Origin of the sequence: Helicobacter didelphidarum, from assembly GCF_003364195.1 — a bacterium.
Lineage (GTDB): Bacteria > Campylobacterota > Campylobacteria > Campylobacterales > Helicobacteraceae > Helicobacter_A > Helicobacter_A didelphidarum.
Genome location: NZ_NXLQ01000002.1, coordinates 36,153 through 55,758 on the forward strand (window position 1 = coordinate 36,153; position 19,606 = coordinate 55,758).

General features: G+C 32.3%; 20 protein-coding genes. 11 read left to right on the forward strand and 9 right to left on the reverse strand.

Going from position 1 to position 19,606, the window contains the following annotated elements:
* Positions 1-396 precede the first annotated feature (396 nt).
* Entirely contained in the window at positions 397-2,673 is a 2,277-nt protein-coding gene (locus CQA53_RS01610) for an RsiV family protein (protein WP_181882317.1), read from the reverse strand.
* Here CQA53_RS01610 and CQA53_RS01615 point away from each other — a divergent pair.
* The 5 genes from CQA53_RS01615 to CQA53_RS01635 all read left to right on the forward strand — a co-directional run bounded on the left by CQA53_RS01615 (position 2,638) and on the right by CQA53_RS01635 (position 5,130).
* Positions 2,638-2,964 carry a YkgJ family cysteine cluster protein gene (locus CQA53_RS01615; protein WP_115542452.1) on the forward strand — a complete coding sequence of 109 codons (327 nt, stop codon included), beginning with the start codon at positions 2,638-2,640 and terminating at the stop codon, positions 2,962-2,964. The two genes, CQA53_RS01610 and CQA53_RS01615, sit on opposite strands and share 36 nt — an antisense overlap.
* Positions 2,965-3,048: 84 nt before the next feature.
* On the forward strand, positions 3,049-3,666 hold the full coding sequence (locus tag CQA53_RS01620; RefSeq protein WP_115542285.1) for a hypothetical protein: 618 nt from the start codon (positions 3,049-3,051) through the stop codon (positions 3,664-3,666).
* The gene (locus CQA53_RS01625) at positions 3,663-4,130 is read left to right on the forward strand and encodes a hypothetical protein (protein ID WP_115542286.1); all 468 of its coding nucleotides are present in this window, start codon (positions 3,663-3,665) and stop codon (positions 4,128-4,130) included. The genes CQA53_RS01620 and CQA53_RS01625 overlap by 4 nt, the downstream gene beginning before the upstream one ends.
* Positions 4,130-4,933 carry a hypothetical protein gene (locus CQA53_RS01630; protein ID WP_115542287.1) on the forward strand — a complete coding sequence of 268 codons (804 nt, stop codon included), beginning with the start codon at positions 4,130-4,132 and terminating at the stop codon, positions 4,931-4,933. Before CQA53_RS01625 ends, CQA53_RS01630 begins: the two co-directional genes overlap by 1 nt.
* Before the next feature lie 14 nt (positions 4,934-4,947).
* Positions 4,948-5,130 carry a hypothetical protein gene (locus tag CQA53_RS01635; RefSeq protein WP_115542288.1) on the forward strand — a complete coding sequence of 61 codons (183 nt, stop codon included), beginning with the start codon at positions 4,948-4,950 and terminating at the stop codon, positions 5,128-5,130.
* Between the two features lie 127 nt (positions 5,131-5,257).
* Here CQA53_RS01635 and CQA53_RS01640 read toward each other — a convergent pair whose 3' ends face one another.
* The 3 genes from CQA53_RS01640 to CQA53_RS01650 are packed head-to-tail and all read right to left on the reverse strand — an operon-like array spanning position 5,258 to position 6,772.
* Entirely contained in the window at positions 5,258-5,647 is a 390-nt protein-coding gene (locus tag CQA53_RS01640) for a toxin-antitoxin system YwqK family antitoxin (RefSeq protein WP_115542289.1), read from the reverse strand.
* Entirely contained in the window at positions 5,613-5,918 is a 306-nt protein-coding gene (locus tag CQA53_RS01645) for a hypothetical protein (protein WP_115542290.1), read from the reverse strand. The genes CQA53_RS01640 and CQA53_RS01645 overlap by 35 nt, the downstream gene beginning before the upstream one ends.
* Before the next feature lie 38 nt (positions 5,919-5,956).
* The gene (locus CQA53_RS01650; protein WP_181882318.1) at positions 5,957-6,772 is read right to left on the reverse strand and encodes a methyltransferase domain-containing protein; all 816 of its coding nucleotides are present in this window, start codon (positions 6,770-6,772) and stop codon (positions 5,957-5,959) included.
* Positions 6,773-7,058: 286 nt separating this feature from the next.
* On the opposite strand from CQA53_RS01650, the gene CQA53_RS01655 reads away from it, so the two are divergent.
* Entirely contained in the window at positions 7,059-7,670 is a 612-nt protein-coding gene (locus CQA53_RS01655; protein WP_115542292.1) for a YceI family protein, read from the forward strand.
* Between the two features lie 23 nt (positions 7,671-7,693).
* Entirely contained in the window at positions 7,694-9,034 is a 1,341-nt protein-coding gene (gene hisD, locus CQA53_RS01660; protein ID WP_115542293.1) for a histidinol dehydrogenase, read from the forward strand.
* Positions 9,035-9,100: 66 nt separating this feature from the next.
* Here the strand turns inward: hisD and CQA53_RS01665 are convergent, their stop codons facing one another.
* The 3 genes from CQA53_RS01665 to CQA53_RS01675 all read right to left on the reverse strand — a co-directional run bounded on the left by CQA53_RS01665 (position 9,101) and on the right by CQA53_RS01675 (position 13,019).
* Positions 9,101-10,279 (reverse strand): cation:proton antiporter, encoded by a 1,179-nt coding sequence (locus tag CQA53_RS01665; RefSeq protein ID WP_115542294.1) that lies wholly within the window; start codon positions 10,277-10,279, stop codon positions 9,101-9,103.
* 248 nt (positions 10,280-10,527) lie between these two features.
* Positions 10,528-11,691 (reverse strand): MalY/PatB family protein, encoded by a 1,164-nt coding sequence (locus CQA53_RS01670; RefSeq protein ID WP_115542295.1) that lies wholly within the window; start codon positions 11,689-11,691, stop codon positions 10,528-10,530.
* Positions 11,692-11,864: 173 nt separating this feature from the next.
* Positions 11,865-13,019 (reverse strand): hypothetical protein, encoded by a 1,155-nt coding sequence (locus CQA53_RS01675; protein WP_115542296.1) that lies wholly within the window; start codon positions 13,017-13,019, stop codon positions 11,865-11,867.
* Between the two features lie 428 nt (positions 13,020-13,447).
* Between CQA53_RS01675 and CQA53_RS01680 the strand changes: the two genes are divergently transcribed.
* Positions 13,448-14,677, forward strand: a complete 1,230-nt coding sequence (locus tag CQA53_RS01680; RefSeq protein WP_115542297.1) for a glycosyltransferase — start codon at positions 13,448-13,450, stop codon at positions 14,675-14,677.
* Positions 14,678-15,147: 470 nt separating this feature from the next.
* On the opposite strand, the gene CQA53_RS01685 is transcribed toward CQA53_RS01680, so the two are convergent.
* On the reverse strand, positions 15,148-15,435 hold the full coding sequence (locus CQA53_RS01685; protein WP_115542298.1) for a TRL domain-containing protein: 288 nt from the start codon (positions 15,433-15,435) through the stop codon (positions 15,148-15,150).
* Positions 15,436-16,088: 653 nt separating this feature from the next.
* Between CQA53_RS01685 and CQA53_RS01690 the strand changes: the two genes are divergently transcribed.
* Both CQA53_RS01690 and CQA53_RS01695 read left to right on the forward strand, forming a co-directional pair.
* Positions 16,089-16,937: a hypothetical protein gene (locus tag CQA53_RS01690; RefSeq protein ID WP_115542299.1), complete on the forward strand. Its 849-nt coding sequence runs from the start codon at positions 16,089-16,091 to the stop codon at positions 16,935-16,937.
* A 49-nt stretch (positions 16,938-16,986) separates the two neighbouring features.
* Positions 16,987-17,337, forward strand: coding sequence for an SEL1-like repeat protein (locus tag CQA53_RS01695; protein ID WP_147289984.1), 351 nt, complete (start codon positions 16,987-16,989; stop codon positions 17,335-17,337).
* 103 nt (positions 17,338-17,440) lie between these two features.
* Here CQA53_RS01695 and CQA53_RS01700 read toward each other — a convergent pair whose 3' ends face one another.
* Positions 17,441-18,103, reverse strand: coding sequence for an amino acid ABC transporter permease (locus CQA53_RS01700; protein ID WP_115542301.1), 663 nt, complete (start codon positions 18,101-18,103; stop codon positions 17,441-17,443).
* A gap of 315 nt (positions 18,104-18,418) precedes the next feature.
* Between CQA53_RS01700 and CQA53_RS01705 the strand changes: the two genes are divergently transcribed.
* On the forward strand, positions 18,419-19,555 hold the full coding sequence (locus tag CQA53_RS01705; protein ID WP_115542302.1) for an ABC transporter permease: 1,137 nt from the start codon (positions 18,419-18,421) through the stop codon (positions 19,553-19,555).
* Positions 19,556-19,606: the final 51 nt, after the last annotated feature.

Consider the following 19,606-nt stretch of genomic DNA (forward strand, 5'->3'; position numbering starts at 1 on the left):
TAGCTGGAATATTTATACTATCTACTGGATATATAGAATCCAAAATCAAAACACTCTATCTTTGATAAATCATACTCGATTGTTGGCTTTGCTCTTCTCAACTTTGGCAATATAATAATCAGAATGCACACAATCCCAACAATTATAGCTAATAATTCTTCCATTAATGAATCCTGATAATTTTATTAAAATTAAAACATTTCTACCTATCAGTGATGACAATTATTGGTAATTAAAAGTTTTTATAATTTTTAAGTCTTATGGTGAGCTACAATTCTTAGATTCAAGAGGCTTTAGCCACTAGGAATCGAGCAAGTATAAATCTTAATGTATAAACTACTCATTATGATTGTGTCTCGTTTGCAATACAAGCAATTATAGAGTTTCTATCCCCAATCACTCAAACAAATGCGAAAGCACACTATCTTTCTTTGCAAATTCACGCAACTCTACAAAGCCAAACTCAAGCTCTATCGCCCCCATTACATACGGGGCTATTTCATAGACATTATAGATAAATGTAATGCCTTTTGGACTTATGCGAAAGCTTGAGGGCAAGACATTGAGAGGCTCATTAGGTTTGAAAAGCATACTTGTATCTACCTCCTTATCCTTGAGCCTTGCTTCAAGCAATCCTAAAAGCTCCTTTGGCTCGATAAATACATCGCTTAAGCTAAGCTCTACATCTCTTTGCCCTGCTATATCATAGAATCTGCTTGTATAAAAAGGCACGCCATGCGCCCCACCCATAAAGGTGTAAAGAAATCTATCAAAGGCGATGATTTGAGAATCGATATAGCCGATATTCATCTCATCGATAAACTGCGAGCTAAAGTCTATCTCATTGCGAGCGGCATATATCTCTGCATTTGGTAACACATCTATGCTTTTGCCTCCGCATACACTCTCATGACAAATCCCTTTGATAAAATCTGTTTGTGTGTAAAATATAGAATCTATACTCATATCGCCATTATAGGAGAGAGGGAGCAAGAAAGCGTTGAACTTCTCCGCCTCCTCGAGGCTTAGCATACTATCATATTCCATTTCTGCTCTCATTTTGTCATGAGAGAGGGCAAGGTCATCAAATATCTTTCGATAATCTACAAAAGGCACACTGAATCGATGAATAAACTCTGTGGGATAGGATTCTCTATTATCTTTTACATCACTTTCATTTGAATGCGTAGCATCTGTTGCATTTTGGGGCAAATTATTTGGCAAACGTTTTTCTTGCAGGTCCAAATGAGCAAAGTAAATATGACTAAAGGGCGTATTGCTCTCACAAAAATAAAATCGCTTGCCATTGAGAGAGGAGGTGAGATTCTGAAATGTTGGACTTTCTTGTATGTCCTGTTCTACACCTTCTTCTACATATCGTGAATCTTGAGTATTGATAAGCTCATTGCTCTGCCATATCCCTTGTGCTTCAAAGCCCCTGCAAGTATCCAAACCAAAGAAATGCACTTCAAGTTCGCTGATAGAATCAAGCTTGTGTTTTTGCTCTTCTTTTGTGAGTGTGCTACGCGATTTGCTTTCTTTGTCTATCTGGCTTAGCGGAGTAAGTCCAAAAGGAAGCTCCAAACGCACGACTTTCGTGCCATTGATCAGCTCATAATACGCCCATACTCGCACTTCGTTGATTGTCTTTTCGCCTGTTTTGCTTTCGCCCTCTATGAAGCCATCAAGCTGAAAAAAGCTACTCACATAGCCCTTTTCTTTGACTTGTGTCTTTGCGATGACTTTATTTCTTGCGGCGATATTTTCTTTGCTGTAATATTCCTCCTCATTTTCTTCACTCTCATTGTAGCTCCCATCAAGCCTTGTGCGCTCTATATCGCCATAAGTTATCTTATCATCGTATCGCTTCTCATGCATATCCATACCCTCGACTTGCTCGTATCGAGTGGCTTTTGTATGCTCACCTACCAAAGCAGACATTGAAGCGACTTTAGAATCAATATGTGCAATAGCGTGAGAATCAGCCTTTGAGGTTGCTTGAGAATCCTTGAGAATGGGGGCTTGAGATGAGCTTTGCAAAGCTTGAGATTCTATATCCTTAGAATCTTGGAGATTTTGGGCTTGTGAATCTCGCGTGGCAGGATTAGAATCTGATAAGTGAGATTCTCTATTGTGTTGAGAATTTGCTTGAGATTCTATCATCTTTGATTGCTCACTTGCTTCTTTTGTATCTTGTGAGTTTGTTTGTGTGCGGGGCTTTGCAGATTCTGTATTTTCTTTGATTTGTGCTTCATCTTTGGTATTTTGAGTTGCTTGATTTATTGAAGAATCTGATTGATTGTCTCTATCGCCACACGCATTGAATAATAAAGCCATACAAACGCCTAAAAACAATCTTTTCATCTTTTCTCCTTTTTTGTCTTTTTGTGCTATTGTGTTATCCTCATCAGCCCTCAAAGCTCCACAAATCCCCCATCTCAAAGAGTCATAAAATACCTTGACTTGTTTTTTTTTTGTAAAATCACTTGTGCGGTTAAGATACTTTTGAGTTCCAATAGCACTTAAGCACTTCGCATTACATCTTTGTTTGAGAGAATGTAGAGATAGAGAATGCCATATTGCTATGGCAATTATACACTCTTTAAGAGAGTGCGAAGAAAAAAGAAGGATAAAAATATGGAATCTCACAAAGCACATAGAGATTCTCAACATTTGACATTTCCTTGCACGAGCTGTGGGGAATGCTGCAAACATATCACGCATATTGAAGCATTAAGTGATTTTGATATGGGTAATGGAATCTGTAAATTCTTAGATATGCACACAAATCAATGTCTCATTTATGAGACTAGACCTGAAATATGTAAGATAGATACAATGTATGAAAATTATTTTCGTGCAACATATACTAAAAAAAGATTCTATACACTCAATGCAAATGCTTGCAATCTCATGCAAGAAAAAGCAAATATACATTCTCAATATAGGGTGCATATACAATAAGGCAAAATGAAGGACTTTGAGAATCATAAAGCAAAAGAGTCTTTCATTTGCCTTAGGCATATATTTTAACTTAAAGGAGGCATTATGCCATTACCATGGATTGTAGGGGGAATAGCAGTAGCTGGAGGACTAGCTGCATTATACTCGTGGTTATCAGATGACGATGACAAAAACACAGACCAAAACACAACTCGAAAACCAACAAAAGATACACTACTTTTATTGGGTGAAACAGCAGCGGGGAAAGATACATTGATACATATCTTAGCTGGAAAAGTGTTTGCTAATGACTATACCGCAACAGCTACACATGATAGAACAGGTGTCCATATAAATAATTTACTTGTGCATAACACTAGTGGTTCGACTATGGAAGCAGTATTAAGAAGTAAAGAGGAACTCAAAGATGAGTTACAAAGGTACAAAGACAAAGTATTCCTTGCGTATGTATTTAATGCCGATGAATACAAAACAAATAAAAAGATTCATTATGGGATAGGAAATTGTATAAATGAAACAAAAGGTAGGGGGTTTAAGAGATGTCTTGCTATTGGGACAAGAGGTGATAAAATATTAGCAGGAGAAAAAACAAAAATTGAAAATGAAATAAGACAAAGAGGATTAGAGTGTAGCATATTTGATATGACAAAAAGTCCAAAAAATGAAATTAAAGATTTTATACAAAAGGTCGTTAAGCAATGATAGTAATAACAATACAGGGTCAAGAAAAGGGTGGTAAGCATGTAACTGCCCTAAATGGTAGAATCGTGCAAGAAGAAAACGAAGAAAATAGTATCATCACACAAATACTCAAAGCCATCGAAACCATCAATGTGCAAGATGAGCTATATACAACGCTTGATAATGGGCAACTTTTTTGTGCTATAAAACATCCAGAGCTAGATATATATGGACGCAAACGAATCGCACTCATACTTTTAGATAATAATGAAAGTGAAGAAAATATCAAAGCAACATGTGATGTTATGGGATTGTCATATAAGAGATTCTTAGAGTTTAAAGAAGAGTTTAAAGAAGAGTTTAAAGAAGAGTTTAAAGCTCAATCAAATAATGGTAAGATGTGCAATAATGCGATATATATTGGGATAGGCATAGTTGTTATTATCGCATTAGGCATATATTTTGCATTAAAAGGAGAAAAATAATGGGTAATAAAATATTAGCAATACTCGATCCGCAAACTGCATATAATTTAGAACAAAATCCAAGTCAGAGAGATAAATTGTTCCCCAAAAATAAGTATGAAATAATTGCAAACGATGAATTAGAAAATTCAGGATATAAGTTTAAGAATGGCAATAAAGTGCTAACTATACAGGAAATACAAAAAAATGGTAATCAAGTGGCATTACCACTTGAGCCACATGATAATATGTATGACTTTGGTAATATAGATATATATGATTATAAGCTTCAAATTATAAGAGAGTTGCTGTTTTTTATGGGGGCTACAGACATTAAGGAAGTTCATGCAATGAGTTCTTCATCTAGTTCTAAGAGTAAAAGTAATATAGGAGGAAAATTGGATGTTAGTTATCGTCTACATGGTGGAGGCATCAGTGCAAACAGGGAGTCTCAGGTGAGCAACAAAGAAGCCAATAGTATGCAACAAACAGGAAGTTTTTCTGTTGAGCCTAATAGTGCAAAAAAATCTCCACAAGATTTACAAAAATGGATAGAAGCAGAACATATCAATACGGGTATGCTACCCAATCAAATACGGAGTGCTTTGACGACATACAGAGAAGGTGGGACACTACAAGCATTTGAATTTGAAGTAAGTATTTCCAAAAGTATAGAGGAATACCAATCTACGCTATCACATTTAAAAGGTAATTTAAGTGTAGCGGGAGGATTGTTTAAGGCAGAACTAGAAGGGATGTTGGAGCAAACAACACAATATCAAAAACAAGAAAATAAACACATGAAATATATTGTGAAATTTTAGTATTCTAAAGGCTTATGAGTCTAGAATCCTCGTTTGCAGATTATAAAAAAGCCATAGCAAACAACGATAATAACAGAATCTATCATGCGTTAAATAGTATCAGTTTGCTTTATGGAAAAGAACTTGAGATAAAAACAATAGATAATGTCAAAACTCTATTGCAAAAGCCAAATCGCACAGGCAAGTTGCAGTGGTAAGAAAGTATATATTTAAGGCATTCCTTGATTCTATGCTCTGTGTCTAATTCTCTATTCTTTGATATGAGCAATATGTTTGTAGCATTTCTCATGGCTTTGCAAAGAAAAGATTCTTTAGCCTAGATTCTCATCTCTCATCGCATACTGCAGTATCCTCTCCCATTCCAAGTGTCTTTAGCATAGAGGGTAATAGTAACTTCCCATTCGCACATCGACCATTTGCTGCCGTGCCTACACCATAGAGAATCTCATAGCGGTATTCGCCCTCTTCATTATAATACTTCAGCACACCTTCTCGCTCATCATTTGTGTATGGCACTTCCATTTTGAGTTTGCCATTTTCGTGATAGTGCTTCTCTACACCCTCTATCTTGCCATTTTTACCATTAGTTTCTAGCATGAGCTTCCCATTTGGATAGTATGCTTTCATTACGGCATTATCATACGCATCAATCAATAGCTCATCTTTTAAGTTACCATTTTTATAATAACCCCTCCCCCCCTCGTAATTTCTCATTTTTGTAGTATGTTTCTTCTTTTAGTGTGTCATCGCCATAATATTCTTTATGCACACAATCTTTTATCTCCTCTACATCTTCCTTACACTCGGGGAGAGAAGCAAAATCTGTATGAGAAACTCCTTGATTTACTTCTTTAGAATCTGCTCTATTTTTAGAATTCACATTTGTTTGTTTGCCACCTTTGTTGCCCCCACTTTTGTTACACGCATTCATACCTATCATCACACTCGCTATAACAAACGCTCTTATGATCCATTTGAGATTCATTGCCCCTCCTTGATATAAATTTTCGTTTCTTTGGTGTGCTACATTGCTTTTGCAATAAAAAATAATCGCTTAAATTGCAGTAAAACACTATTAGTTAGTAATGGATTCTGTAATGTGGAGTCTCCTTCCCGACTACCCACAAAAGACATATTGATAGGGATATAAAAAGGTGCAATAGCCGCTAAAAGCTCACTTTCAAACTCTGCTTTTGCTTCATCATTTAAGGCATTGAAATAAGGGCGGAGTTTGGTGGATTTGACCCATTCAACCAAAGAATAATGTGAGGGCATAGGGTGATAATAAATACTTTCCCAAACCTCAAACTTACTTGTAAATTGTGAAAGAATCTCAAAGTATCGTTGAAATGGGAGTGTCTCATTTGTCTCGATTTCTAAGTGATTAAAGCCCCATTTAGGATTTGCTATCATCATCTCAATCACACGATAAAGTGGCTCATTGCTATTATTTGGCATTTGCACCGCAAGTGTGCCATTGCTATTAAGTCTCTCAAGTAAAAAAGGGAGCAATATGTGGTAATTAGGAATCCATTGCAATGAAGCATTTGCGAATATCAAATCATATTTACCATCTATCTCATACACATCACAAAGGTAAAAGAAAATATGCGGGTAATGTGTCTTTGCTGAATCTATCATTTCTTGCGAACTATCAATTCCCATAATCTTCGTATTTGGGAATAAAGAATATAAAATTGCTGTGCTATTACCCGGTCCACAACCAATATCAATGATATTTTGTGGATGAGAATCTTTGAGGCGATTTGCCAAATCAAGTGCGGGTTGACTTCTTTGTGCTTCAAAAGTAAGATAGAGATTTGCGTTCCATTTACCCAAATTAATGCTCCTTAGAAAAATAATGAGGGAAGTTGTTTATAGAAAACATGATAGCATAAAAATTGTATAACAAGACTTTTCATACTAAAATTCATTTTAGAATCCAAAAAGTGGCTTATTCTTGGAAGTCTTAGTAGAATATAATGTATTTGAAGATAATTATTTTTATTTGAGTATAGAAACAAAGCAGATTCATTACAAAATTTTAAAAATGAACAATTAAAACATGTATTTTAATGAAATTTTGTTACAATGCACAATATTCTATAAATTTTGAGGAGAAACTATGGTAAATAAAAATATTGTAAATATAGCTGTATCGGGAATAGCTGTATCGGGAATATTAAGCATTTTTATGTTTAGCAATATCGCACTAAGTGCAGAACTTGATACTTCTAAAACAAAGACAACTTGGACCGCATATAAATTCTATGATAAAACTCCGGTCAGTGGAACATTTGGAGATATTCAATACACTTGGAACAAAAGTGGTGAAAATCTGACAGATGTGCTTCTTGGAGCAAAAGCTGTTGTTAATGTAAAAAGCGTTGATTTGCAAGATGAAGTAAAAAATGCAAATGTACGCGATGGGTTTTTTGCTTTATTTAAAAAACAAACCATCGTTGCTACAATAAATAAAATTGTGCCAGATTCTGTGGATAAAAATAAAGGAAGACTTGAACTGACCATTGAAATGAATGGTGTAAAGCCTATCCCAGTATGGATGCCCTACGCAATCAAAGGGGGAAATTTCGTTGCAAATGGTGTTATTGATTTTTATGATTTCAAATTAAACTCTGCTTTAAAAAAGCTAAGTGAAGTATGTGAGAGTGTTCATAATGGTAAAACATGGTCTGAAGCTATGTTAACCCTTGAAATACCAATAAAGAAAAATTGATATTTTATAACTAAGGATAGAAAATGATTCAGATTTTTTCTATACAAGATAGTGATTTTACAAAAAAATTTAATGTTTTATTAAGTCGTGCAAACACTGATATGCACACAATTATCCCACAAGTTTTAACAACTTTAGAAGATATTAAAACAAGAGGTATTGATAGTCTTTTGGAACTTGTAAGGCAATATGATAGATGGAATCCAAAGTGTTTTGGTTGTTTAAAAATTGATAATAACCAAGCTGAAGAGGCATATCGCAAACTTACTCCTAAGCTACGAGATTCCTTACAAATAGCTTATGATAGAATCTATGCTTTTCATGACCTGACAAAACCAAAAGGCTTTCTTCACACAGATAGTTTAAATAATATTTTAGGGCAACATGTTTTACCTGTGCAACGTGCAGGGATATATGTACCTGGCGGGAAGGCTTTTTATCCTAGTTCATTACTCATGAATGCAATACCAGCAAAGGTTGCTGGGGTAAAAGAAATTATCATGACAACCCCTACTCCAGATAACCATATCAATGAACTTTTACTTGCGGCAATGCATCTTTGTGGTATTACAGAAGGATATAAAATTGGTGGCGTAGGTGCAATTGGTATGTTAGCCTATGGTATCGGTAGTAATTTATGGCATAAAAAGAATCAAGAAATAGCCAACGAAGATTCTGATGTGCTTTTTAAAAAAGTAGATGTTATTACAGGACCGGGAAACATTTTTGTAGCAACTGCAAAAAAACTTGTTTTTGGTGAAGTAAATATTGATATGATTGCAGGACCAAGTGAAATCGGAATTATTGCTGATACAAGTGCAAAAAGCAACTTACTGGCTATTGATATGCTTGCACAAGCAGAACATGATGAAATGGCAAGTTCTATCCTTATTACCGACAATATAGATTTAGCACGAGAAGTAGCCATTAAAATTGATGAGAAACTAGCAACTCTTTCACGGAAAACTATCGCAGAAAAAAGCATTAATAATCGTGGTGCAATTATCATAGTAGAGAATCTAATCCAAGCAAGTATGCTTATGAATGAAATTGCTCCAGAACATTTAGAAATTGTAACAAAAGAGCCTTTGAATCTCCTTCCTCAAATTAAAGCTGCTGGTGCTATTTTTCTAGGACATTACACTCCTGAAGCAATTGGTGACTATCTTGCAGGACCTAATCACACTCTCCCAACAGGAGGAAGTGCAAAATTCTTTTCACCATTAGGCGTAGAGAATTTTTGCACAAAAAGCTCTATTATAGCATTTTCACAAGAGGGCTTACAAAATCTTAGTGAAGCATGTGCAACACTTGCAGATACAGAAAGTCTAGAAGCACATAAACTTTCAGTTTTAGCGAGATAGCTTTAATGTAGAATTACAATAAAGACAGAAGTAAATATATTCTAAATAAGTTTTGTATTACAAAACTTATTTTTGCTTTTTTTCTTTCCAGGCATGATAAATAATTTTTATAAAAATAGTAAAAAAGATTCCTTCAAATATTGCGGCAATGATTAATGAATAATATTGCGACTGATTGATGGCTTCAATTTTTAAACCAAGTGTCGCAATAGCAACCAAAAAAGTCAGAGGCATACAATCACTAAGAGCAAATAAGCTTGTATTTTTTAGGCTTTTGAAATATGATCCAAAAGCTATACTTGCGGAAATTAAACGCACCAAAAGCATAGCACAAGAAATATAGATTCCATGTAAAACAATATTAATATCATGCAAAATTTCTTGTAAATTGAGTGTAGAGCCAACATAAATAAAAAATAAAGGCACAAAAAATCCAAAGCCAATATCGTTAAGTTTATGCACCATACCGTATTTATACGCAAAAAAGGTTGCTACAACCATACCCGCTAAAAATGCTCCTAAAACATCCTCTATGCCCATAAGTGTAGCTACCCCAATTAATACAAAAAATAGCATAAAACTAAAACGAATATCTTGATTATTGCTATCATCATTGGGCATAAACCATAACTTAATCGTTGGCTTCCACCAAAAAATTACTTTACCTATTCGGAAAAGTAGGACAAATGCTAAGACAAAAATACCAAGTAAAACCAAAGCTTTATAAAAGCTCCATGTATATTGACTTCCTTGTGCATACCCATTCTGGACAACAACAAGTGCGGTAATACTTACCAGCTCTCCTACAATGCCAATTTTCAAAGCAATATTTAACCACTCCTGATTCTTCCCATAATCACGCAAAAGGGTAACAATCATTCCAAGACTCATAACGGGAAATACAGCAATATATATCCATTCAAGATCGAATACTAAAACAAGCAACACGGCGAGTCCATAGAGACTAATAAAATACAATACCGCTTTTCTATAAAATACCTTACCTAATTTACTAAATCCTCTTAAATCTACTTCCATTCCCGCTAATAGCATAAGATATAAGAAACTTACATGGGCAACAACTTCTAAACTTGTTGTCCTCTGAAATAACCCTGAATAACATGCAATTGCACCCAATATAATTTCAATTACAGCAACAGGAATGCGTGTAATACGACTACAACTTGGTGCAATGACAATTAAGACTGCAACAATACTAAAAGAAATTAAATCTGCATCATGCATATTTTACCTTTATCTTAAAATCTAATTATAATACACTTGGAATTATTACAATATAAAATCTTTAAAAAATTAATTTATTTTTTATATTCAATCATTTTTAAGAATAAGCTTGAGTAAAAATATCAAGAAATGTTGGTAAAAACCATCATTGCAACCTAAAAAAGAATGTTTTTGATTTGTGTTTCAAAAGATTCTAAATATATTAAATTCCATTAAGATTTATATCATCAATTCCTTTTTCATTGAACTCATTCACGATATTTTATTGAAATACCTTTATGCAATCTTGCCAATCCATCATGCAGAGAGGATTCTGGACAAGCAATATTCATTCTAAAAAATGTTTTTGCATTTTTACCAAATGCTAATCCACTTGAAAGATAAAGTCCTGTATCTTTACGTAATGTAGAACAAAAAATATCTGCATTATCTATAATCTTTGAGCAATCCACCCATAAAAGATAAGTTGCATTAGAAGGGATTAAGAAAAGTTCCTGTAAATGTGTTGTAAAGAAATCTTGAGCGATTGCTCGATTATTTGCAAGATATTTTAAAAGAGATTCTAGCCACATTTCACCCATACTATATGCTAGAATGCTTGCTTTAATCCCAAAGACATTGGGATTATTTACATATTCAATTTTATAAACTCGTTCTATTTCATCGTGCAATTCTTTATTTGCAATCACAACAAAAGCTGTATGTAAATCAGCAATATTAAAAGTTTTGCTAGGAGAAAATGTGCTAATGCTATTTTGTGCACAGATTGTATCAATACTTGCAAATGGTGTGTAACGCTCATTATAGGTAACATCACAATGAATCTCATCTGCTATTACCAAAACATTATATTTTGCACATAAATGCCCAATCTTTTGCAATACTTCTTTTTCCCAAATTTTCCCAATTGGATTATGAGGATTGCAAAGAATCATAATTTTTGTTTTCGGATCACTTAGCTTTTGTTCCAAATCATCAAAATTAATGCTATATACACCATTTTCAAAGCATAATTCATTCACAATAACTTGTCTATTATTCTCTTCTATACAACGATAAAAAACATGATATACTGGTGATTGGATAAGAATCTTATCTCCAATATCACTTTTTGTGCGAAGAATTGCACCAATAGCTGGCACAACGCCTGTGGCATAAAGTATCCATTCTTTCTGCATACAAAAATTATAACGTTTTTTCCACCAATCAATAATGCTTGTATAATATTCCTCTGGAATCACACTATATCCAAAGATTCCATGTTGAAGAACTTCTTGTAATCCACTATGAATTTCTGGTGCTATTTTGAAATCCATATCCGCAACCCACATAGGCAATTCATTCTCACTAACATGCCATTTTAGCGAATATGAATCTCTGCGATTAATATAAGTGGAAAAATCATATTGCATATCCAATCCTTTCTACAATCTATAAAATATTTCTAATTCTACGACATATTTTATAGAATTTTTATAGATTCTTGATTAAAAATTAAAATTTTATGCTATCAGAAATAAATAGTAATATAAATTCTTTTTATAGGATTTCTCTTTATTTGATAAAAAAGATTGTGAATAAAATTTTAATGTTTTAAAAACTGAATCAGCTTTTCTGTATCAAGTGTGATAGTTAGCATCTGTTGATTAGAAAAGAGATTCTGTGTTGCATGAAAAATAATGCTAAATCGTGCTTTCAAATACACATTCTTATATTCCCAATACAACTCTGTGCGATTATAAAGATTTGATTGATAAAATGGCAAACCCCAATACAGATTCTCGCCATATTCATTAAAATATTTCATTTGTCTCTGACCATAATATAAGCTATTAAAAATGCCAAATCCTTTAAATTGTGCTTGTATATCAAATTGCCCACCAAGACTATGCGAGAATGGATCTACCCCTGTGGATTCTCTTCGTTTTCTCTCCACACTAGCAAGAATACCAAGTCTTAGATTCATTGCATCCATATAGGGCATCAGGGTTTGAAAATCTCCGCCTATAAAGACATTATAATAGAATCTATCAAGTAAAAATACATCGAGATTAGTAGCATTAGGATTTAAAATTTCTGGATTTTTTGTATGAAAAAGTAAGGCGGAACCACCAAGAAAAAATTTTTCACCAAAAAAATCTTTTCGTAAAAATGTTTGGACTAGAAACTCATCAATACGTTTTTGTAGATTCCCACCATACCAATCAAGCAAAAATTCTGCCTTAAAGCCCTGTTCCTTTGAATCATACTGGAAAAGCATACCGTTCATAACAGGATTAAAAAATTTAAAGTCTTGGCGATAATACAATGCGGGATATTTACCGAGCCAATATTTTCGTGGCAAGATTCCAAAATATCCCTTAAAATTTTTATAACTTGTATCATAATAAAGAGTAATTCCCATACGATTATCTTTTGGATTAGGAAATTTCTCTCCCATATTTGCTAAGAAATATCCCCCTACACGCACTTTATGCCCATAAAAACTCGCACCAATTTCTGGAAATACTCCGGCAGTAAGAAGAGTTCTTGTAGCCCAATATAACGCCGAATCTTCAAGGTTATCAGCAAAAAAATCAAAATCAAAACCATAAATAAACTTGATTTGTTCATCCTTTGTTTGTTGTATCTTTGTGATTTCTTGTATAGAATCTACTTGTTGTAGCGATTGTGCCTCATGGGAATTTATGGCATAAATATATCCACAAATTATCCAACATAATAAAAAAACTCTCTTCATAATTTTGCCTTGATAATATTTATAGTATTAACAATAAATGGTATATCTCATTATTTAAGTAAGAATAAAAATTTCTTAATTGTAGCAAGAATTTTTGCAAATTTTTGGAGAAAGTATCAAAATAAGATTCTACTTTTTTGATTATGAAAATTTTATTCCTTTCACTCGAAAGAATTCATATCTCTTTTTTACTACATTGTAAAATATCTTTCCAAAACTATCATATGAATTATAGAAATGTATTTTTTATAGAATCTTGCAATAAAGAATATAAGTTATACTGAATATTTTTGCTATAATTCTAGCTTCCATACAACCAAAATACTATCTAATATCAATAAAAATTATAAGATTCTAGTAACCATTTTTAGGGTTATTTCTCTCATTACAATCCTTATAAATACAGAATCTTACAATAAAGGAACAATATGGTTATTGCAATCACTGGCGGAGGCACAGGAGGACATTTATCAATAGCAAAAGCATTTGGACAAGAATGTAAAAAAATGGGAATCCACACACTTTACATCGGTGGCACAACAGGACAAGACAAACAATGGTTTGAAAACGACACACAAACATTTGATGACATTATTTTTTTAGAATCTACTCCCGTTGTTAATAAAAAATTTATAAAAAAATTTAGTGCATTTTTTCAGAATATTAAAGAATCTTTTAAAGCACGAAAGAAAATGAAAGCACTAGGAGTGCAAGCATGTATTAGTGTTGGTGGTTTTAGTGCAGCAACAGGTGGATTTGGTGCGATTTTTGGTGGCATACCACTTTTTATTCATGAACAAAACGCATGTATGGGCTCACTTAATATGCTCTTAAAACCTCTTGCAAAAGCATTCTTTTCAGGTTTTGAGTTTCGCAATGCACACATCATGCCCTACCCTACCAATGAAATATTTTTTGAAAAACAACGCATACGAAAAAAACTACGATACATTCTTTTTCTAGGTGGATCACAAGGTGCAAAGGCAATCAATGAATTTGCATTAAAAATTGCCCCAATCTTACGAGAAAATAATATTATAATTTTACACCAAACAGGGAGGCTTGATTATGAAAATACTACTATGCAATATAAGAACATGGGATTTGAAATCACCGAAAAATTAGAAGATATAACCATACAGCAAAATTTACACAGCGAATCATGCCTCGATAAAGATTCTTATAAAATCTTAGTATTTGCCTTTAGTAAAGATATGCCAAATATTATGCAAACAGCAGATTTTTGCATTAGCCGATCTGGCGCTTCAAGTCTATGGGAAGGGGCGAGCAATGGTTTACCAACACTTTTTATCCCATACCCTTTTGCTACCAAAAATCACCAGTATTTTAATGCTAAGATTCTAAGCGATAAAGATTATGCACTGCTTTACACACAAAAAGAAATCGAGGAATACCAGCCACTTCCTTCACATCGCTATTCTAGATATAATATTCCCAAAGACACAACACAGCAAGATTTAGAATACAACAATATATATATGTCAAATGACAACCAAAAAAGAGAAAGTGATGATATTTTGGAGAGAATCTTTACACTCAATCTCACACAAATTTCTCAAGAATTAATCCAATATACACAAAAAAATGGTGCAAAAATGATACTTGATAAAATCATTACCATCTGTGAAAAGAAATGATATATCTTGTTATATGACTTCAAACCACCCTCACAAATCAGTCTCTTTTTCACTCAATATAATCTTATGCAAATACTTTTTATTTTTATAGCATAACCATAATTGAGTTTATTTTTGATTACAAGAGAGCAACATACATAAAAGACATATTGAATTGCAAAAATGCGAACTTTGAACGTTAATAGGAATCTCAATGCTGATATTATATTGGTTAAAAAATGATTTTTATAAGTATTTGTCTTGAAAGAATTTCTATAAAACAAAGATACTTTATCATAATGAAATAGTAAGTATAAATGTAATATTTTATTAAAAAGTAATTTCAATAAAATTGAGAATAAAGAGTAGAATATGCAAACAACTCTCAAAGCATTCGCATATCTTAGTTAGGCTACAATCCTGTAACCTAGCAATGAAAATTTCGTTTTCTTGAATGATAAATTCTATTTAATATATCATCAAAAAACTAACTATTTCCCACGCACTTCCACCGTTTTGCTTGAATAAATCAAGATATTAAAGTATTTATAATCAACTGATTGAATCTGTGAAAGCTTCCCATTTTCTGCTGCTTTTCCAATTGTGCATTTCCCAAATGGGATAAAAAATATTGAACGACAAGCTGCTTTTCCAATTTTTGCTTCCTCTGGCTTTACATCAACGCTACTAATAAGACCAGGACCATAAGAACACCCAGCCATAAATGCCAATGAAGCAACGCTGACACCAACCAACAATACTTTCTTAAGAATATTCATTCTTGCTCCTTAATTAATAATTATGCAAATAATTGCACGGAAATTTTACCAAAAAAAAAAAAAAACAAGTCAAGGTATTTTATCTTTTTTAGACTAAATTATCTATCAGTAATAGTTATTAATGAAGCAATATTTTTTATGTATCTCTATGTATCTTATTAGATTCAATAAAAAGTAATTACAATAAAACGATGCCAAGGAGTCTCTTTTGGATATATGAAAATCCTCTTTATTAATATACAAATATATAATTTTAAAAAACTTTTCTAATTTTTCTCAATGTTTGTAAATTCTTAGCTTAAAAGAATAATCCGGCATATTAAGACAATTAACAATCAAAGTTTCTAAAAGATTCCGTTCTGATTTACAGAGTGTCATTGAAGTTTTGCTAAAATTATTCTTATCTTTTAATCTTTCATCAACACTATGAGAAATAAAATACACTGCTTGAAATAATTAAGAGAATCTTCATTTAATATGGAGTCTCTTGTTTTATTCGGATTTCGCAATGAACATTTGTATTGAGAAAAAAGCTTTAGGGAAATTTCATAGACTTGGCAATAGATGAAGCATTAAGAGATTAGAATTCCAAATTTTTAAATCCTTATGATATGTTGTTATCAATATAAAAAATTACACAAGCAGGAATTATCTTGAGATTCACTACGATTATTTGTTCATATCTTTTTTTTGCACTTTTAACATTCAATGCTTTTGCACTTTTAAGTTCAGAGTTCTTCCCTCTTTTCTCGCAAGTTTTTATGTTGCTTACACAAGATGGGCGAATATATAATGTATTTTCGCTGATTCTACTAGGACTTGCTATCTTTATGGTATTAATCAATCCAATTAAAATCTATAGGAGCAAAAATATATTTGGGAAAACCGCACCTTTTGTAGTTTCACTTTTTGGTATCATAACTCTAAGTATTTTAATTATCTTATTTTATTGGATATTCAATAAATTCAATCAAGATCTTCCTCTTTTTTCAAAAACAGATCAAAGCATAATAATGCTCACACATGAAAACTACTATCTTTCTATTGAATTTTTTATTACATTACTATGTTGGATATTCTTTGTTTTTATTCCATTACTTTACAGAATATTATCATTAAATTTTAATATTGACAATCGCCTAGCAAAATCTCTCTTTATCCTTGAACCTAGCCTTACTACAATCATTATAACAATGAGTGCAACCGCATTTCATCCATATTTTTCTGATTTACCAAGCCGTCCTTTTAACTTTTTACTTTTCTATACATCATGTGGATTATTAATTTATCTTTTACTGAAACGAGAGAATAAATTAGGATTCTATGAATACGCAAATATGATATTTTTATCATTCATTATTCTCTGTTACATATTGTGTAGTGAGAGTATATTACGAGGTATTTTTTTTAATGCACAAATCACACTTTATATGCTTGCTCTTTTATCATGGTGTAGTGAATGGATGCAAAATAAAGATGAGTTGCAAAATAAAATTATTTAGCTATAATATTAGGAATTTACAAATCTTATTTCTTAGCAAGGGAGAAGTTATGAAAAAGAGTTTTGTCATAATATTATTATGTTGCATCTTTCAAATTCTTTATGCAAAACAAGAAATCTATGAGGATCTTATAGGTTATGTTTATCGACATGCAAATCCTGAACTAGCACGCGAATACTATGCAAATGCAACAACACAATGGGAATATAATCAACCAGAAGCAGCTGTGCAACGTTATAAAATGTCATGCGATCTTGGATTGGGAACTGCATGTGCAAAGTTAGCCGATATTTATGAAAATGGATTAAAAGGGATTCCGACTAATGTCAAATATGCTGAAACTTTTTCGGCACTCGCATGTGCGTTGGGTGATTTACCTTCATGTGAAAAACTGAAATAACTAAAAGTTCTGTTTTATTAAAAAATACCTCATAAATTACTTAATATTTTTTGAGGCAATATCACACAAAAAATAATTGTTCCATAAATTATTATCTATGATTTTATGTTTTTAATCGTTTTTCTAAGTAATTTCCTAAATATGCAAATGGATAACATAAGCAAAAATAAATAACTAAAATCCCACCATATACAATAAAACTTATATTGTGATCATTTTTGCCAAAGACTTCTATAAGCTGATGTCCAACTTTAAGCAACTCCACAACACCAATAAGTGATAACAATGAGGTTGTTTTAATAATTCTACCAAAAAGATTAACTGCCGAAGGAATGAGAGCTTTAAGAGCTTGTGGTAAGATTACAAATATCTCAATTTGGAATGCGTTAAAACCAAGTGCTAAAGCAGATTCTCTTTGATGTTTTGGGATACTTAAAATGCTTGCACGAACAAGATCACCCATTTCAGCGGTCCCCCACATACTAAAGACAATAATTGCACTCATAAAAGCGTTTATATGAATATTAAATGTGCTTGGAATACCATAAAATATAATAAAAAGCCACGCAATCAGAGGAATCACACGCACAATTTCAAGGAACAATTTACAAATTACATATAATAGTATATTTTTGACAATCATTACTCGCCCCATAATCAATCCGCAAAAAGTTGCAATAAAAATACTTAAAAATGCAACAAAAAGAAGAACAAACACACCATCAAAAATACGAGAAATTGTTGTAAAATTTAATAGCTCTATCATATTAAACCTGATTTGATATAAATTTCTATTCATATTATAACAATGTTTCTCATGAGAATAGAATAACAAAAGAGATTCCAAGAAGAAAATTCTCTAAGATAATGAATATATAAAATTAAGTTACATACCAAACTATTTAATATAGGGAATATGATATTATTTGAAATGAAAATGAAAAAACCAAAATTAACTTTGAGATTTCACTAAGAGATAAAATAAAGAGAAAAAGAGAGTAAAACATATTGATAGTTTCCTAGATTTTTGATAAGTTTTGCTATTATATAAAGTATTCTATTTGGAAGAGAAAGAGGAAAAATGAATATCACTTCACTAGATTGTCTTTTGCAATCTTGCAAGAAAATAATAAAACAACATATATTTTTTTGTATTATTTGGGGGATTTTACCTTTTTGCATGGGTTTCTTAGCTTATAGTATTTTTTTTCATAGTATTCCTACAAATCTACCAATTGGTATCGTCGATAATGATAAAACTACACTGAGCAATAACCTTGTATTTAACATAGAATCTTCTCCAGCACTCTCTATTTCTCAATATTATACTTCACTTCATGAAGCAAAACTTGATTTAAATGATGGAAAAATTTATGGTGTTGCTGTAATTCCGCATAATTTTCAAGCGAATATACGAAAAGGTATTGGGGCAGATATTGGAGTATATTATAATGCACAATTTGTGCTAATTGGTAAGGCAATAAATAGTGCTTTTTTACAAGTTTTAGCAGTATTTAATGCTATAAGTGATGTTGGTAAAAATCTTGCAAAAGATGCAAATATAAATATTGCAAAGGCAAAAGCAATGCCTATTCTACCTAAGATTCAAGCACTTTTCAACCCACAAAATGATTACGCACAATTTCTTTTGACTATCATTTTACCTTGTATGTGGCAAATTCTTGTTGCACTTGGTATGCTCAATCTCATCAATACGACCCCCAAAAGTCTTAAAGAATTACTTTTAAAATTCTTTTTCAATGTTGGGATTGCTGTTGTATGGGGTAGTATTATGTTGGCTGTTTTTGGTACTCTTGGCTATCCACATGAAGGAAGTATGGGGATTGTTTTACTAGGAATGTTTGTTTTTGCTGGAGCAATGTCCGGGCTTGTAATATGTTTCCAATCAATCTTTCAACATTCAAGTAAATCAATTAGCATAATAGCTGCTTATAGTGCACCATCTCTTGCATTTGCTGGGATTACTTATCCACAAAATAGTATGGAAGTTTTTGCATCATTCTGGAGTCAAATTCTTCCCATTTCATATTTTATGAAATTGTATTTACAGCAGGCAAATTATGGTTTAGATGTATCATATAGCTTAGGAATTATTGTGCAAATGTTGCCATTTTGGCTTTTTTTATTGCTTGGATTAGTTATTTATTCTCTAAGAATCTCCTCCTTTCAACACCATAAAGCATTCATAGATAATTGACTAAAAATATTTTTTATGGTAATATTCCAAAAATAAAAAATAAGATTTTTA

Coding starts and splice junctions, on each gene's coding strand:
- CQA53_RS01700 (WP_115542301.1), bottom strand. CDS start 18,103: ATGATAGAGCTATTAAATTTTACAACAATTTCTCGTATTTTTGATGGT.
- CQA53_RS01655 (WP_115542292.1), top strand. CDS start 7,059: ATGGTAAATAAAAATATTGTAAATATAGCTGTATCGGGAATAGCTGTA.
- CQA53_RS01670 (WP_115542295.1), bottom strand. CDS start 11,691: ATGCAATATGATTTTTCCACTTATATTAATCGCAGAGATTCATATTCG.
- CQA53_RS01625 (WP_115542286.1), top strand. CDS start 3,663: ATGATAGTAATAACAATACAGGGTCAAGAAAAGGGTGGTAAGCATGTA.
- CQA53_RS01615 (WP_115542452.1), top strand. CDS start 2,638: ATGGAATCTCACAAAGCACATAGAGATTCTCAACATTTGACATTTCCT.
- CQA53_RS01680 (WP_115542297.1), top strand. CDS start 13,448: ATGGTTATTGCAATCACTGGCGGAGGCACAGGAGGACATTTATCAATA.
- CQA53_RS01675 (WP_115542296.1), bottom strand. CDS start 13,019: ATGAAGAGAGTTTTTTTATTATGTTGGATAATTTGTGGATATATTTAT.
- CQA53_RS01630 (WP_115542287.1), top strand. CDS start 4,130: ATGGGTAATAAAATATTAGCAATACTCGATCCGCAAACTGCATATAAT.
- CQA53_RS01640 (WP_115542289.1), bottom strand. CDS start 5,647: ATGAGAAATTACGAGGGGGGGAGGGGTTATTATAAAAATGGTAACTTA.
- CQA53_RS01695 (WP_147289984.1), top strand. CDS start 16,987: ATGAAAAAGAGTTTTGTCATAATATTATTATGTTGCATCTTTCAAATT.
- CQA53_RS01635 (WP_115542288.1), top strand. CDS start 4,948: ATGAGTCTAGAATCCTCGTTTGCAGATTATAAAAAAGCCATAGCAAAC.
- CQA53_RS01685 (WP_115542298.1), bottom strand. CDS start 15,435: ATGAATATTCTTAAGAAAGTATTGTTGGTTGGTGTCAGCGTTGCTTCA.
- CQA53_RS01610 (WP_181882317.1), bottom strand. CDS start 2,673: ATGTTGAGAATCTCTATGTGCTTTGTGAGATTCCATATTTTTATCCTT.
- CQA53_RS01705 (WP_115542302.1), top strand. CDS start 18,419: ATGAATATCACTTCACTAGATTGTCTTTTGCAATCTTGCAAGAAAATA.
- hisD (WP_115542293.1), top strand. CDS start 7,694: ATGATTCAGATTTTTTCTATACAAGATAGTGATTTTACAAAAAAATTT.
- CQA53_RS01665 (WP_115542294.1), bottom strand. CDS start 10,279: ATGCATGATGCAGATTTAATTTCTTTTAGTATTGTTGCAGTCTTAATT.
- CQA53_RS01645 (WP_115542290.1), bottom strand. CDS start 5,918: ATGAATCTCAAATGGATCATAAGAGCGTTTGTTATAGCGAGTGTGATG.
- CQA53_RS01620 (WP_115542285.1), top strand. CDS start 3,049: ATGCCATTACCATGGATTGTAGGGGGAATAGCAGTAGCTGGAGGACTA.